Annotated in this window: 11 protein-coding genes; 7 read left to right on the forward strand and 4 right to left on the reverse strand. The window is 64.8% G+C overall.

What is annotated here, in order from left to right:
* Window positions 1-197 precede the first annotated feature (197 nt).
* From adh to M529_RS47430, 5 genes are all read left to right on the forward strand, one after another.
* On the forward strand, window positions 198-1,718 hold the full coding sequence (gene adh, locus M529_RS47410) for an aldehyde dehydrogenase (protein ID WP_021320190.1): 1,521 nt from the start codon (window positions 198-200) through the stop codon (window positions 1,716-1,718).
* A 97-nt stretch (window positions 1,719-1,815) separates the two neighbouring features.
* Entirely contained in the window at window positions 1,816-2,208 is a 393-nt protein-coding gene (locus M529_RS47415) for a DUF779 domain-containing protein (protein ID WP_031295875.1), read from the forward strand.
* Between the two features lie 2 nt (window positions 2,209-2,210).
* A complete protein-coding gene (locus M529_RS47420) occupies window positions 2,211-3,506 on the forward strand; it encodes a DUF3422 domain-containing protein (RefSeq protein WP_021320192.1) in 1,296 nt (431 codons plus the stop codon).
* Window positions 3,507-3,536: 30 nt separating this feature from the next.
* On the forward strand, window positions 3,537-4,679 hold the full coding sequence (locus M529_RS47425) for an FIST N-terminal domain-containing protein (protein ID WP_021320193.1): 1,143 nt from the start codon (window positions 3,537-3,539) through the stop codon (window positions 4,677-4,679).
* 8 nt (window positions 4,680-4,687) lie between these two features.
* Complete coding sequence (locus M529_RS47430) at window positions 4,688-6,928, forward strand: hybrid sensor histidine kinase/response regulator (protein ID WP_152522686.1); 2,241 nt, start codon at window positions 4,688-4,690, stop codon at window positions 6,926-6,928.
* Between the two features lie 25 nt (window positions 6,929-6,953).
* Here M529_RS47430 and M529_RS47435 read toward each other — a convergent pair whose 3' ends face one another.
* From M529_RS47435 to pedF, 4 genes are all read right to left on the reverse strand, one after another.
* Window positions 6,954-7,745 (reverse strand): response regulator, encoded by a 792-nt coding sequence (locus tag M529_RS47435; RefSeq protein WP_021320195.1) that lies wholly within the window; start codon window positions 7,743-7,745, stop codon window positions 6,954-6,956.
* Between the two features lie 14 nt (window positions 7,746-7,759).
* Window positions 7,760-9,508, reverse strand: a complete 1,749-nt coding sequence (locus M529_RS47440; protein ID WP_021320196.1) for a methanol/ethanol family PQQ-dependent dehydrogenase — start codon at window positions 9,506-9,508, stop codon at window positions 7,760-7,762.
* A 111-nt stretch (window positions 9,509-9,619) separates the two neighbouring features.
* Window positions 9,620-10,477 carry a substrate-binding periplasmic protein gene (locus M529_RS47445; RefSeq protein WP_021320197.1) on the reverse strand — a complete coding sequence of 286 codons (858 nt, stop codon included), beginning with the start codon at window positions 10,475-10,477 and terminating at the stop codon, window positions 9,620-9,622.
* A 4-nt stretch (window positions 10,478-10,481) separates the two neighbouring features.
* Window positions 10,482-10,907 (reverse strand): cytochrome c-550 PedF, encoded by a 426-nt coding sequence (gene pedF, locus M529_RS47450; protein WP_021320198.1) that lies wholly within the window; start codon window positions 10,905-10,907, stop codon window positions 10,482-10,484.
* A 161-nt stretch (window positions 10,908-11,068) separates the two neighbouring features.
* Between pedF and M529_RS47455 the strand changes: the two genes are divergently transcribed.
* Entirely contained in the window at window positions 11,069-12,040 is a 972-nt protein-coding gene (locus M529_RS47455; RefSeq protein ID WP_031295877.1) for a PQQ-dependent catabolism-associated beta-propeller protein, read from the forward strand.
* Between the two features lie 112 nt (window positions 12,041-12,152).
* Window positions 12,153-13,535, forward strand: coding sequence for a porin family protein (locus tag M529_RS47460; protein WP_021320200.1), 1,383 nt, complete (start codon window positions 12,153-12,155; stop codon window positions 13,533-13,535).
* Window positions 13,536-13,607: the final 72 nt, after the last annotated feature.

The following is a 13,607-nucleotide window of genomic DNA, read 5'->3' on the forward strand; positions in this document are numbered from 1 at the left end:
GAGTTGAAATAGTGGAATGGATTGGCTGGCTTCCGGGAGCGTGGCATGGATTCGCTTTACCATCGACCTCCCAATGGCTGGTGTATTTGCTTTGACAGCCTCGCGCCATGCTATCCGAAGGGTGGTCCAAGGTATAATTGCGTGTGTCTGCCTGCCTGTCATGGTGGAGCCAAATCCGCATCAATAGGAGATGGAGCATGCTGCAGCAGGCAATGGAACGATTCGCGGGCAAGACGCTGATCCGCGACAAGTACGACAACTTCATAGGCGGCCGGTGGGTTGCGCCCGTGCGCGGCGAATATTTCGACAATATCTCGCCGGTCACGGGACAGGTGGCGTGCAAGGTCGCGCGCGGTACGGCCGAGGATATCGAACTGGCGCTCGATGCGGCGCATCGGGCGAAGGAAGGCTGGGCGAACCGCTCCGCGACCGAGCGCGCCAATATCCTGAACCGCCTCGCGCAGAAGATGGAGGACAATCTCGACCTGCTCGCGATGGCCGAGACGATCGACAACGGCAAGCCGATCCGTGAAACGACCGCGGCGGATATCCCGCTCGCTATCGACCATTTTCGCTATTTCGCCGCCTGCGTCCGCGCGCAAGAAGGTTCGATCGCGGAGATCGACCATGACACCGTCGCTTATCACTTCCACGAGCCGCTGGGCGTGGTCGGCCAGATCATTCCGTGGAACTTCCCGATCCTGATGGCGGCGTGGAAGCTGGCGCCCGCACTCGCAGCAGGCAACTGCGTGGTGCTGAAACCTGCCGAACAGACCCCGATGTCGATCATGGTCCTGATGGAGCTGATCGGCGACCTGCTGCCCGAAGGCGTGCTGAACGTCGTCAACGGCTTCGGCGTGGAGGCCGGCAAGCCGCTCGCTACCAGCCGGCGCATCTCGAAGATCGCGTTCACCGGCGAAACCTCGACCGGCCGGCTCATCATGCAATATGCAAGCGAAAACCTGATCCCGGTGACGCTGGAGCTGGGTGGCAAGTCGCCTAACATCTTCTTCGCCGACGTCATGGACGCCGACGACGATTATTTCGATAAGTGCCTTGAAGGCTTCGCCATGTTCGCTCTCAACCAAGGGGAGGTCTGCACCTGCCCTAGCCGCGCACTGGTGCAGGAGTCGATCTACGAGAAGTTCATCGAACGCGCCGTCGCGCGCGTACAGAAGATCGTACAGGGGAGCCCGCTCGATCCCTCCACGATGATCGGCGCGCAGGCGTCCAACGACCAGCTGGAGAAGATCCTGTCCTACATCGCCATCGGCCGGGAGGAAGGCGCGAAGGTGCTGACCGGCGGCGGTCGCGCGCAGCTGAGCGGCGAATTGGCGGACGGCTATTATGTCACGCCGACCGTACTGGAGGGACATAACGGTATGCGCATCTTCCAGGAGGAGATTTTCGGCCCTGTCCTTTCTGTCACCACCTTCAAGGATGAGGCGGACGCGCTGCAAATCGCCAACGACACGCTGTACGGCCTCGGCGCGGGCGTCTGGAGCCGCAATGGCAATACCGCCTATCGCATGGGCCGCGCCATCCAGGCGGGACGCGTATGGACCAATTGCTATCACGCCTATCCGGCCCATGCGGCCTTCGGCGGCTACAAGCAATCCGGCATCGGCCGCGAGACCCACAAGATGATGCTCGATCATTATCAGCAGACCAAGAATCTGCTGGTCAGCTACAGCCCGAAGGCGGTCGGCTTCTTCTGACCCATGCCCGATCTCGAAGGCGCGCCATTTCTCGCGCGCCTTCGACGGCGGCAGGCACCGTTGGGGCGCCCGCCGTCTTCCGTCCGGGAGAGACAGGATGGCAGAGATTCCACGGCGAGTGCTTTCGACACCGGAAGCCGATGCGCTCATAACCCGGCTGACGGCGCGCCATGGCCCACTGATGTTTCACCAGTCGGGCGGATGCTGCGACGGGTCAGCGCCGATGTGTTTCCCGCGCGGCGAGTTCAAGGTGGGGGGGCAGGACGTACGGCTGGGGGAAGTCGCGGGCGATGTGCCCGTCTGGATCGGCGCGGCGCAGTTCGCCTATTGGCGCCACACCCAGATTACGATCGACGTCGTGCCGGGCCGTGGCGCAGGAATGTCGCTCGAAAGCCCGGAAGGGGTACGCTTCATGATCCGCTCGCGCCTGTTCACGGATGCCGAGGACGCCCTACTCGCTGCGGCCGGCGATCCGCCTCGCGGGGGATGACAATGCGTTTCGCCGAGCATCCGGACAGGCGCGAGATCGTCTGCGAGATGCACCTGCGGCGTTTCCCTCGGTTCGACCTGCCGGCCCAGGTGATTCAACTCATCCGCGTGCTCGACGAACGGGAGCGCGAGGCCGAGGCGGCCGCCCTGCGTGCCTGCCCGGTTGCGCTCCAGGCGGACGGCACTCGCCATCTGGAGGGTCGCTGGTCCGACGATGTCCGCCTCGCCTGGGAACGGCACAGCGAAGCGAGCACGGTCACGCTGACCTTCACCGGACCGGCGGCCCTGCCCCTGTCATGGCTCCATCCGGCGAGCGATCCGCGTGGCGACGCTATTGCCTGGGTCGAAGCGCTGCCAGGCAGGGTGATACGCGCGACCCATGTCATCATGGCCGAGACCGAGGAGGATTCGCTCGCGTTGATCGGGCAGGCGGCATTCCGCGCTTCTCATCTCGTGTCCTGCCATGTTGCGGGAGGTGCGCGCATATGGAGCGACTTTCGCATCCACGACGGCGGCTATGGCCGGCTGGTGGTGGCGGCCAATACGCTCCCCGCAAGCGATCTCTCCCGCTGTGTCCAGCGGCTGCAGGAACTGGGCAATTATCGCAACATGGCCCTGCTAGGCCTGCCTGTGGCGCGGGCCGGCTGGATCACACTCGACGCGGTAGAGAAACGGCTGGAACAGACCGCGGGGCTGCTGCAGGGCGGCGTGCTGCGCGATGACGATCTGCTAGCTGACCTGTCGGCCCAGACCGCCACTTTGCTGGGGGTTGCGGGCGACTGCGACTTCCGCATGGGTGCCACCGCGGCCTATGCCCGGATCGTCACGGACCGTCTGACCGAGCTTGCCGTACAGCCCATTGCGGGCTTCCCGTCGCTTGCCGACTTTATCGGCCGCCGCTTCCACCCCGCGATGCGCACCTGCGCCGCCTTCTCCGATCGGCTGCGCCTGCTGGGCGATCGCACCGCTCAGTTCACCGCCCTGCTGCGCGCCCGCATCGAAACGCATATCGAGAACCAGAATGGCCGGCTGTTGGCTTCGATGGACCGCAGCGCCAGGATGCAACTGCGCCTGCAGCATCTGGTGGAAGGATTGTCGGCCGTCGCCATCGGCTATTACGCGCTCGGGCTGCTCGGCTATGTGCTCAAAGGCGCAGAGAAGATCGTGCCGCATTTTTCCTCCGCGCTGGCGCTGGGTATCGCGGCGCCGATCACCCTGTTGCTGGCCTATGTGATGATGGGTCGGCTGCGGCGGCGGATCGTTTCCCTGGATGACAAGCCTGCGGCAAAAGAGGCATAAGCAGGGAAAAGTAGCGAGTGAGGGTAGGGGATGACTGTGCTGGCTTCAGCAATAGCCTTCGCATCGAGCCACGCCGACGATCCGGCCCAGGCGATGGAGGACATTGTTGCGTGCTTCGGTGACGAACCGCTGGCGGGAATGCTGCTGTTCTGCTCGCATCGATTCGATCGCGCGACGCTTGCCCGGGCGATCAATCGGCGCAGCGAGGGCATCGTGACCATCGGCTGCACCAGTTCGGGCGAGTTGACCGAGCACGGTTACGATCAGGACAGCATCAGCGTGGTGGGCTTCCCCGCGTCGGGCTTCCATCTGGTGTCGCACTGCTTCGACGACATCGATCATTTCGATCCGGTGGCTGCGCGGCAGACGATCCGGTCGCTCGCAGCGGTGGCGGACCGCGACAGCCGTCATCTCGGCGAACAGGTGAACCATGTCGCGCTGTTCCTGATCGACGGTCTTTCCCACCGCGAAGAATTGCTGGCGATGACCATCCAGGACGGGTTGGGCGACATCCCTCTGATCGGCGGATCGTCAGGCGACGGAATGATGTTCCGGGAAACGGCAATCTTCGAAGGCGGCCGGTTCCACGCCCATGCGGCGGTCGTCGCCATCCTCTCGACGCCGCGGCCGCTACATGTGTTCAAGGCGCAGCATTACCGGCCAAGCGCCGAGAAGATGGTAGTGACTGGCGCCGTCCCGCAGGACAGGATCGTAACGGAAATCGATGCCGAGCCCGCTGCGCAGGAATATCTGCGTCTTGCCGGCCATGCGGGCGAGGCGCTGGGCGTCGAATTCTTCGCCGCCCACCCGCCGATGGTGCGCGCCGGGGGCGACTATCACGTCCGTTCGATCCAGAGCGCCAACGCTGACGGCAGCCTGACCTTCTACTGCGCGATCGACGAAGGCATCGTGCTGGCCGTGGGCGAACCGGTCGACCGTATCGCAGGCATGCAGGCGCTGTTCAAGGATATCGGCAGCAAAGTCGGCCAGATCGACCGCGTTATCGCGTTCGACTGCGTGCTCAACCGCATCGATGCGGAGCAGCGGCAGATCAGCCGCCAAGTGTCGGAGCTTTATGCACGCAATCGCGTCATCGGCTTCAACACCTATGGCGAGCAATATCATGCGCTGCATGTCAACCAGACCTTCAGCGGGCTCGCGATCGGCCGATGAGCGATACGATGCCCCTTGCTACCGCGGCGGATCCCGAGATCGAAGGGCTGCGTGCGGAAGTTCGCAAGTTGCGCAAGATCAATGCCGCCCTGATGGATCGGGTCGAACGGTCGAGCGACATGGCCGGCAATGCCTTTTCAATGTTCGAGACCGCGATTTCGCTGGAATCCATGGTTCGCGACCGGACGATAGCCTTGGAGGACGCGCTCGGCCGGCTGGCGAAGGCCAATGCCGATCTGGCGGAGGCGCATGCGGCGGCCGACGCGAACCGGATGCGTCTGCGCGACGCTATCGATTCGATCAACGAGGGCTTTGTCCTGTTCGATGCGGAGGACAGGCTGGTCCTCTTCAACGAAGCTTATCTGGGCTTTTGGCCCGAAATCGCCGACCAGGTGCATGAAGGAATGCATTTCGATGAGATCGCGCGCCTGGCAGCAATCCATCATCAACCGCGCGGGTCCATCGTCGGTCCTGACCGCTGGGTGTCGGACCGGCTGGCGCGGCACCGCGTGGCGGAGGGCGGTCATGTCCAAGCACTGGCCGACGGTCGCTGGGTGCAGATCAACGAACTGCGGACGAGCGAGGGCGGCATCGTCGGCATCTATACCGACATCACCGAGGTCAAGACGGAAGATGCGCGGGAACGGGCGCGAGAGCTTGCCGAACGCAACATCATGCTTCAGTCTACGCTCGACAATCTGTCCGAAGGCGTGTGCCTGTTCGACGCCGAAGGGCGCCTGGCGGCTTGGAATGATGCCCTGCAGCGGCTGCTTTCTCTTCCGGACGACTGGAGCGAGGGGCTGGGCACCCATGCAGCGGTAATGGACTGGTGCCGCGGGACGCTGGGCATGGAAGATGGCGGTGTCCTCGACTGGCGGGGTGACGGTACGCATGGCGAGCGTCGCCAGCGGCTCGTGCGCTGCGGGGAACGTAGCTTCGAGGTGCGCAGCAACCCCATGGACGGGGGCGGACAGGTGATCGGCTTCACCGACGTCTCCGACATGCTGAGAGCACAGAACGCGCTGCAGGAGACGGCGGAGTCGCTGGAGCGCCGGGTGGCGGAGCGGACTGCCGAGCTGGTCGCGGTCAACCGCCAGCTCGCCGACGAAGTGGCGGAGCGGCGACAGATCGAAGCGCAGCTGCTGGACGCCAAGACGATCGCGGAAAAGGCGAATCTGTCGAAGACCAGCTTTCTCGCCGCGGCCAGCCATGACCTGTTGCAGCCGCTCAATGCAGCGCGGCTGTTCGTCGCGGCGCTGGGCGACCGGCGCCTCGCTTTGCCGACACGGGCGCTGGTCAGCCAGACCTCTACTGCGCTCGATTCGGTCGAGGATCTGCTTGAGGCCCTCCTCGAGATCAGCCGCCTCGATGCTGGTGCCATCCAGCCCGAAATCGCGGACGTCAGGCTCGACCGGATGCTGGAAACGTTACGGGTGGAGTTCGCGCCGGTCGCCCGGTCGGCCGGGCTCGCGCTGGAAATCGAGGCAGAGCCGCTCTGGGTCCGGTCCGATGTGCGGCTGCTGCGCCGTATCCTGCAGAACTTCCTGTCCAACGCGCTGCGCTATACCCGGCAAGGCTCGGTGCGACTGTTCTGCACGGTGCGGGGCGACGGCGTGCGTGTCAGTGTCGCCGATACCGGGCCTGGCATCGCGACCGACAAGCAGGCCCTGATCTTCGAGGAGTTCCGCCGCTTCGACAACCGGCCAGGCGGCAAAGGCCTCGGCCTCGCTATCGTGCGCCGGGCAGGCGACATGCTTGGCCATCCGATCACACTGGAATCGGAGCCTGGCAGGGGGGCGACCTTTTCGATCGACCTGCCGGCGGGCATGCCGACGGTGGAGCAAGCGGATCGGGCGGACGGGATCGGGCGCGACCGCTCGATGCGGGGTCTCTCGGTCCTCGTCATCGATAATGAGCGCACCATTCAGGGCGGAATGCGCACCTTGCTCGAAGGCTGGGGGTGCGCCGTGCGCATCGCCAGCGGTTTCGAGGAGGCGGTCGGGCAATTCGCCGCTGGCGAGCGGCCCGACGTTGTCCTGGTCGATTATCATCTGAATGACGGAGAGACGGGGGACCTCGCCATCGGTCGGCTCAATGCGCATTTTGGCACCCCGGTCCCGGCGATCATGATCTCGGCCGACCGGGGCGAGGCATTGAAGGTTCGCCTCGACGACCGGGCGATCCCGCTGCTCAGCAAGCCAGTGAAGCCTGCGCAACTGCGGGCGCTGCTGCGCACTATGCTGGCCTAAAAATCGGCGGAGCGAACGGCGCCGGTCAGTTCGGCTCGTCGGCTCGGAAATGCACCTGGTTGGCCTTGATGACCGCTTGAGTGCGGCTGAACACGCCCAGCTTCTGCAGGATCGCCGACACATGCGCCTTGATGGTGGTCATGGAGACCCCCAGGTCGTGCGCGATCTGCTTGTTGAGGCGACCGCGCACCAGATGGACGAGCACGGTCCGCTGCTGCGGCGTCAGGCTGTCGATGCGGCGGACGATGTCGTCCTCCTCCGGCGAAGGGCCGGTCGCGTCACCCATGCTTTCCGGCAGGTAGATCTCGCCCGCGACAATGCGATGCAGGGCCTCGACAATGCCGCTGCGCTTAAGCGACTTGGGGATGAAGCCGGCGGCGCCCGCGGCCAACGCTTCCTGCACCACCGTCCGGTCAAACGCGCCCGAAACCATGACCACCGGCAGGATGGGGAAGCGCGCCCGCAGCAGCCTGAGGCCGTCCAGCCGACGCACGTCGGGAATGTTGAGGTCGAGCAGGATCAGGTCGAAATTGTCCTGCTTCTCGAGCACACTCATGGCTTCTTCCAGGCTGGCAGCCTCGAGTATCTCGCAATTGTCGAAGCTGATCGCGATCACGCTGCGCAGGCCGTCCCGCACCAGGGGATGGTCGTCGATGATCAGCACCCGCTCCATGATGGTATCCCCGTCCATATACGGATTCATCTCCTGCCCCCGTACAGGATGATCGGCCAAGCCGGGGGGCGTGGCAAGCCGCATCGTGGCCGCCGGGGTGGCGGAGAAATGCCCTGCGTGATTACCGCGCCCCATGACGATCATGATTCTAGCTCCTCTTATTTCGGCAGCTTGAACACCCAAAGAGCGCCGCCCTGGTTGATGTCCTTGAAGGATTTGGCGACCTCTCCGCCCCACAGCGGCACCGCGCCGCCCCAGCCGGACATGACGGCGACATATTGCTCGCCGTCCTGCTCCCAGGTCACGGGGCTGCCGACGACGCCCGATCCGGTCTGGAACTTCCAGAGTTCCTGTCCGGTCTTCGCGTCGAAGGCCTTGAGGTAGCCTTCGGGTGTGCCGGTGAAGACCAGGTTGCCGCCGGTGGTCAGCACGCCGCCCCATAGCGGCGCCTTGTTCTTATATTCCCACACGATCTTGCCGGTCTTGGGGTCCATCGCGCGCAGGGCGCCGATATGATCCTCCGCAATCGGCTTGATGGTGAAGCCTGCGCCCAGATAGGCGGCTCCCTTCTTGTAGGCGATGCCCTCGTTCCAGATGTCCATGCCCCAGTCGTTGGACGGGATGTAGAACAGGCCGGTGTCGTTGCTGTAGGCCATTGGCATCCAGTTCTTTCCGCCCAGAAAGCTGGGAGAGGCGAAGACCGAACTGCCCTTCGCACCAGCCGCGCCCGGTGCGCCGGGGCGGTTGGCATCGTTATAGTTGGGCCGACCGGTCTTGGGATTGAAGCCGTCGGCCCAGGTCGTCTGCATCACGAACTTGTGGGCGCCCAGGAACTTGCCGTTGGTGCGGTCGAGCACGAAGAAATAGCCGTTGCGATCGGCCTTGGCGCCCAACTTCATCGGCTTGCCGTTGATCGTCGCGTCGAATGGAATGAATTCATTGACCCCGTCAAAGTCCCAGCCGTCGTGCGGTGTGGTCTGGAAATGCCACTTGATGACGCCCGTGTCCGGGTCGATCGCCAGGGTCGAGCTGGTATAGAGATTGTCGCCGGGGCGCAGATGGCTGTTCCACGGCGCGGGATTGCCCGTACCGAAGAAGAGCAGGTTGGTGTCCGGGTCGTAGGTACCGCCGAGCCAGGTCGCGCCGCCACCGGTCTTCCACAGGTCGCCCTGCCAGGTCGCGTTGGTCTTGCCGGTGATGCCATTGTCCTTGCCGTTGAGGGTGCCCATGTGCCCTTCGATCGTGGGACGGCGCCACAGCAACTCGCCGGTCTCCACGTCGCGCGCCTCCACCGCGCCGACGATGCCGAACTCGCCGCCGGAATTGCCGTAAATCACCTTGCCCTTGACGATCATTGGCGCGGCCGTGGCTGAATAGCCCGCCTGATAGTCAGCGATCTGCTTGTTCCAGATCACCTTCCCCGTCAGCCGGTTCAGCGCGACCAGCCGCGCATCTAGCGTCGCGAAGATGATCTTGTCGCCATAGATGGCGGCGCCGCGATTGACGACGTCGCAGCAGGGCATGATGCCGTCGGGCAGGCGGGCGTCATACTGCCACTTTTCCTCGCCCGTGCGCGCGTCGAAGGCGAACAGGCGCGAATAGCTGCCCGTCACGTAAATGGTGCCGTCATAGACGATCGGTTGGGCTTCCTGGCCGCGCTGCTTTTCTCCGCCCAAAGAAGCGGCGAAGGCCGGGACCAGCTTCGCAACATTGCCGGCATTGATCTGGTTCAGGGCACTGAAGCGATGCGCCTGCGGCCCCATGCCGTAGGTCAGCACGTCGCCCGTCGAGGCCGCGTCGTTCATCAGGTCGGCGTCGGTCGGCCCCTCGGCCAGCAGCGGCGCGGCAGCCACTGCCAACGCCATCGCCGCAGCGCCCGACAGCGCGCGGATCACACGTCCCTTCATAACCATCCTCCCTTGTTACAAGAGCGCGGATTGGCGCCCCCCGTTTTGGCTAGATTATGGGCTGGAGATCGGGCGGCAATTGGACCTTGGGTCGCCGTGCCGCCGCCTTTTTCAGCCCATCGCGAGCGCTGGCTTCCAGGTGACGCCGTAGGGTGCGAACAGTGCCTTCATCCCGCCATCGGCCGCCATGTCCGTGACGATCTCCTCCACCGCGTCGCCGAGCGTGCGGCTGTTCTCCCTGACCGCCATGCCGATGTCCCATCCCGGGGAGGTAAAGGCAGGCAGCGGCGCTTTGCGCAACGCGATCGGGGGCGACCCCGCGCGATGCAATCCCTCCTCGATCTGGGCGCGGCTGGCGAGCACGGCATCGGCCTTGCCGTCGCTCACAGCCTGCACGGCATCCGATCCGGTCGGATAATGGGCCACGTCCTTTGCCAGCAGTCCGCCGAACGATCCGACCAGGTAGAAATCGGGAATGCTGTCCAGCTCGACCGCCAGCCGCCGCCCACGCCACTGGGTCGGCACGGCGTCCAGGTCCACGCCGCCTGTGCCGGCGAAGCCGAAACTCTCCCGGTAATAGGGCGCGACGATCGCGACCTGGTCGTTCCGCGCCGCGAAGCCGCGGTCGAACGGGATGTGGAGCATCAGGTCGCCGGGCGTGAAGCCGAGAAGGCCGCCCTTCCACACGCCATTGCGCAGGTCGTCGTCCACGCTCTCGTCGGCGGTTAGTTGCGCGATGTCCGTCCGCACGCCTAGCTTCGCGGCTATGGCGTTGGCCAGGTCGACATCCAGTCCGACCAGCTTGCCGTCCTCTTCCCACGACCAGGGCCGGTTGTCCCGGTACACCACGACCCGCAGGACACCCAGCGCCTTGACTCGGGCGAGCGGTGCCGCCTCGCCCTTGCCGGGCAGCAGGCCCAGCGCGAGCGCCGCGCCTGTTCCCCTGATCAGCCCCCGCCGGCTGAACATGGCTTCAGCCCTCGTGCTTGGTTTCGAGCCAGGACCGAATGGCCCACCCGGTCTTCTGGCCCAGAACGTCGCCGAAGGGGGGCATGTAGACCTTGCCGTCATGGCTGGACCCGTGGCGGAAGCGCTGCATGAACCATTGGTCGCCCGACTCGCCCAGTTCGAGATAGCGCAGATCCGGCGCGATGCCGCCCGATTCGGCATCCAGGCCGTGGCACCGCGCGCAATTCTGGCCATAGGCGGACTGGCCGATCTCGATGGCCTTGCCGTTGCCGCTATAGGGGTTCTTCTCCAGCCAGTCCGCGCCGATTTCCGGCAATGCGGAGGTGTCCACCGGCTGGGGCGTCACGTCGCCATGCGCCTGGAGCGCGGTAGCAGTGGCGGCGGCTAGAATGATCCCGGCTCCCAGGAGCGCGAAGCGACCCATCTGCATCTGTGTATCCTCACCTTGAACGCAGCAATTTCCTGCTTTTGCCGACCTTAGGCGCGAGGAAGCGCCCGCCCCATTGGCCATTGGTCCAATGCCGCGCGCCAAGGCACCGGATTAGACCCTTGGAACAAGGCGTATGCGCCGCGAAGGACGGGAGGATGTGGATGAGGCTGGGAACGATGGCGGGAGCGGCAATGGGGCTTGCGCTCTGCACCTGTGGGCCGGCGGCGGCGGAGACGCTCTATGTCTCCAACGAACGGGGCGACAGCATCACTGTCATCGACGCCGGGGCGATGAAGGTCGTTGCCACCTGGCCCGTCGGCGGACGGCCGCGGGGCATCACCGTGTCGAAGGATGGCCGCTTCATATATGTCTGTGCCAGCGCCGACCACGCGGTGCAGGTGATCGACCGCGCGACAGGGAAGGTCGTTGCCGACCTGCCCTCGGGCCAAGACCCGGAGCAGTTCTTCCTTTCGCGCGACGGCGGCATGCTGTTCATCGCCAATGAGGATAATGCAGCGCTAACCGCCGTCGACCTCTCCACGCGCACTGTGGCGTTTCAGGTAGATGTCGGGGGCGAGCCGGAAGGGGTGGCGCAGAGCCCGGATGGCCACTGGGTGGCCGTCACATCGGAGGAGGACAATGTCGTCAACTGGATCGATCTTGGCACGCGCGCCATGGTTGGGGAGACGCCGACGGACCTGCGTCCGCGCCATGTCGAGTTCACCGCAGACGGCACCGCCTTGTGGATCGCCGCGGAGGTCGGCGGCACGGTGCAAATTGCCGACGCTGCGACGCGAAAGGTCACGGACACGCTGACCTTCTCCATTCCCGGCGTGGCAGCGCACCGCATTCTGCCCTGCGGCATCCGCTTCACGCCCGACGGCAGCACCGCCGTGGTCGCGCTCGGCCGGGCGGATCACGTCGCGCTGGTGGACGTCGCCACCCGCAAGGTGCGCGCCTATGTGCCGGTGGGCAGGCGGGTCTGGCATATGGCGATCAGCGCGGACGGCACGCGGGCCTACACCGCCGACGGCCTTTCGAACCAGGTGTCGGTCATCGACCTAGCCGCCGCGCGGGTGGTCGGAACCGTCCCCACCGGCGGCGCGCCTTGGGGCATCGCCCTCCTCCCCTGAAACGCACGCGGATAGTCCTTAGGAAGGAGAACCAAAGTTCAATTTCACGGGCGGACCCCCGGGCGCACCCTGACGACGGGCCACAAAGGCCGACAGACAGAGGGAGGATGGCATGAAAAAGGGGGCGCTCCTGCGCGGAGCAGCGATGGCATTGACGCTGGCGGTCATGGCAACGCCGGCCATGGCAGGCACTACGACCGATCTGCTGAAGCGGCTGCATGAAAAGGGCATTCTGTCCGACGAGGAATATGCGGAACTGCTGAAGAGCGAGAGCAGTCCCGCCGCGCAGGCGCCTGCCGCTGCCGCCTCCTCACCGGATGACAAGCCGGTGGTTCGCATTGCCGGCAGCGGCGTCGGGCTTCAGGTCGGCGACGTGACGCTGAAGTTTTCCGGGTCGGTCAATGGTTTCTACGTCCATGACGATGGCGAGGCGCCCAGCGCCACCAACAGCGTGGTCGGCGGCGTCGCGACGGTCGGGGGTGACAGTTCCGCTGTGCGCAACGGCCTGCTGCCCGGCTTCCTGAAGGTTGAGGCGACCACCAACCAGGGCGGATGGGACGTGGGCGCGCATTTCGGCATGTACCCTGGTATCAACTCGGTCAGCTATACGGGCGGCGGCGCCAACAGCCCGGGCAATCCGCGCGCGCTACAGACCAGCGGCATCGACTTCCGCCAGACCTATCTCACCTTCGGCCGGCCCGGCTTCGGCGAGGTGAAGATCGGCCGCGACATCGGCCTGTTCCAGTCGGAATCGATTCTGAACGACATCACGCTGCTCTCGTCGGGCACCCCTGCTGGCAATGTGGCGCCGTCCAACACGACGCTCGGCCGCATCGGCGTGGGCTATATCTATACCGACTTCCAGCCGCAGATCACCTACACGTCGCCCAGTTTCGGCGGCCTGACCGTCAGCATCGGCGTCTTCGAGCCGCTTTCGTCGACGACCGGCCCTTCGGAAACCAACAAGCAGCCTGGCTTCCAGGCAAAGATCGTCTACGACCGCAGCTTCGGAGGTGTAGCGACCCGCCTGTGGCTGTCGGGCCTGACTCAGAAGCATAATGTCGATGCGGGGCCGGACTATACTGGCGCGGGCTGGGATGCGGGCGCCAGGATCGGCTTCGGTCCGGTGACGCTGGTGGGCACCTATTACGACGCCTCGGGCCTCGGTACGACTGGCCTCAACGTCTTCGACACCGACGGGCTCGGCAACAAGCGCGACAGTCACGGCTTTTATCTTCAGGGCCTTGCCACCTTCGGCAAGGTCTCCGTCGGTGGCAGCTATGGCGAGAGCAATCTGGACTATGCCAATGCAGCCGATGCGCTCGCCAACCCGACGCTGGTGGACCGCAATTCGAGCTGGGTCGGTCAGCTCCGTTATGGCCTGACGAGCTGGGTCACGCTGATCGGCGAATATGTCCACACCCGTTCGGAAGCGCATAATGGAAACTGGGCGAGTTCCGATGCTTTGGCGATCGGGGGTATCCTTTTCTTCTGATCTTTCACCAGGAGCAGCTCTGGCAGGAAGGAGCCGCATTCTATCAGGATACAGCTCCTTCGGCTTTCGGTT

Source organism: Sphingobium ummariense RL-3 (assembly GCF_000447205.1).
GTDB lineage: Bacteria > Pseudomonadota > Alphaproteobacteria > Sphingomonadales > Sphingomonadaceae > Sphingobium > Sphingobium ummariense.

Excerpts from the sequence above, each read along its gene's own strand:
- M529_RS47420 (WP_021320192.1), top strand. The coding sequence starts at position 2,211 with ATGCGTTTCGCCGAGCATCCGGACAGGCGCGAGATCGTCTGCGAGATG.
- pedF (WP_021320198.1), bottom strand. The coding sequence starts at position 10,907 with ATGCAGATGGGTCGCTTCGCGCTCCTGGGAGCCGGGATCATTCTAGCC.
- M529_RS47440 (WP_021320196.1), bottom strand. The coding sequence starts at position 9,508 with ATGAAGGGACGTGTGATCCGCGCGCTGTCGGGCGCTGCGGCGATGGCG.
- adh (WP_021320190.1), top strand. The coding sequence starts at position 198 with ATGCTGCAGCAGGCAATGGAACGATTCGCGGGCAAGACGCTGATCCGC.
- M529_RS47415 (WP_031295875.1), top strand. The coding sequence starts at position 1,816 with ATGGCAGAGATTCCACGGCGAGTGCTTTCGACACCGGAAGCCGATGCG.
- M529_RS47430 (WP_152522686.1), top strand. The coding sequence starts at position 4,688 with ATGCCCCTTGCTACCGCGGCGGATCCCGAGATCGAAGGGCTGCGTGCG.
- M529_RS47435 (WP_021320195.1), bottom strand. The coding sequence starts at position 7,745 with ATGATCGTCATGGGGCGCGGTAATCACGCAGGGCATTTCTCCGCCACC.
- M529_RS47425 (WP_021320193.1), top strand. The coding sequence starts at position 3,537 with ATGACTGTGCTGGCTTCAGCAATAGCCTTCGCATCGAGCCACGCCGAC.
- M529_RS47460 (WP_021320200.1), top strand. The coding sequence starts at position 12,153 with ATGAAAAAGGGGGCGCTCCTGCGCGGAGCAGCGATGGCATTGACGCTG.
- M529_RS47445 (WP_021320197.1), bottom strand. The coding sequence starts at position 10,477 with ATGTTCAGCCGGCGGGGGCTGATCAGGGGAACAGGCGCGGCGCTCGCG.
- M529_RS47455 (WP_031295877.1), top strand. The coding sequence starts at position 11,069 with ATGAGGCTGGGAACGATGGCGGGAGCGGCAATGGGGCTTGCGCTCTGC.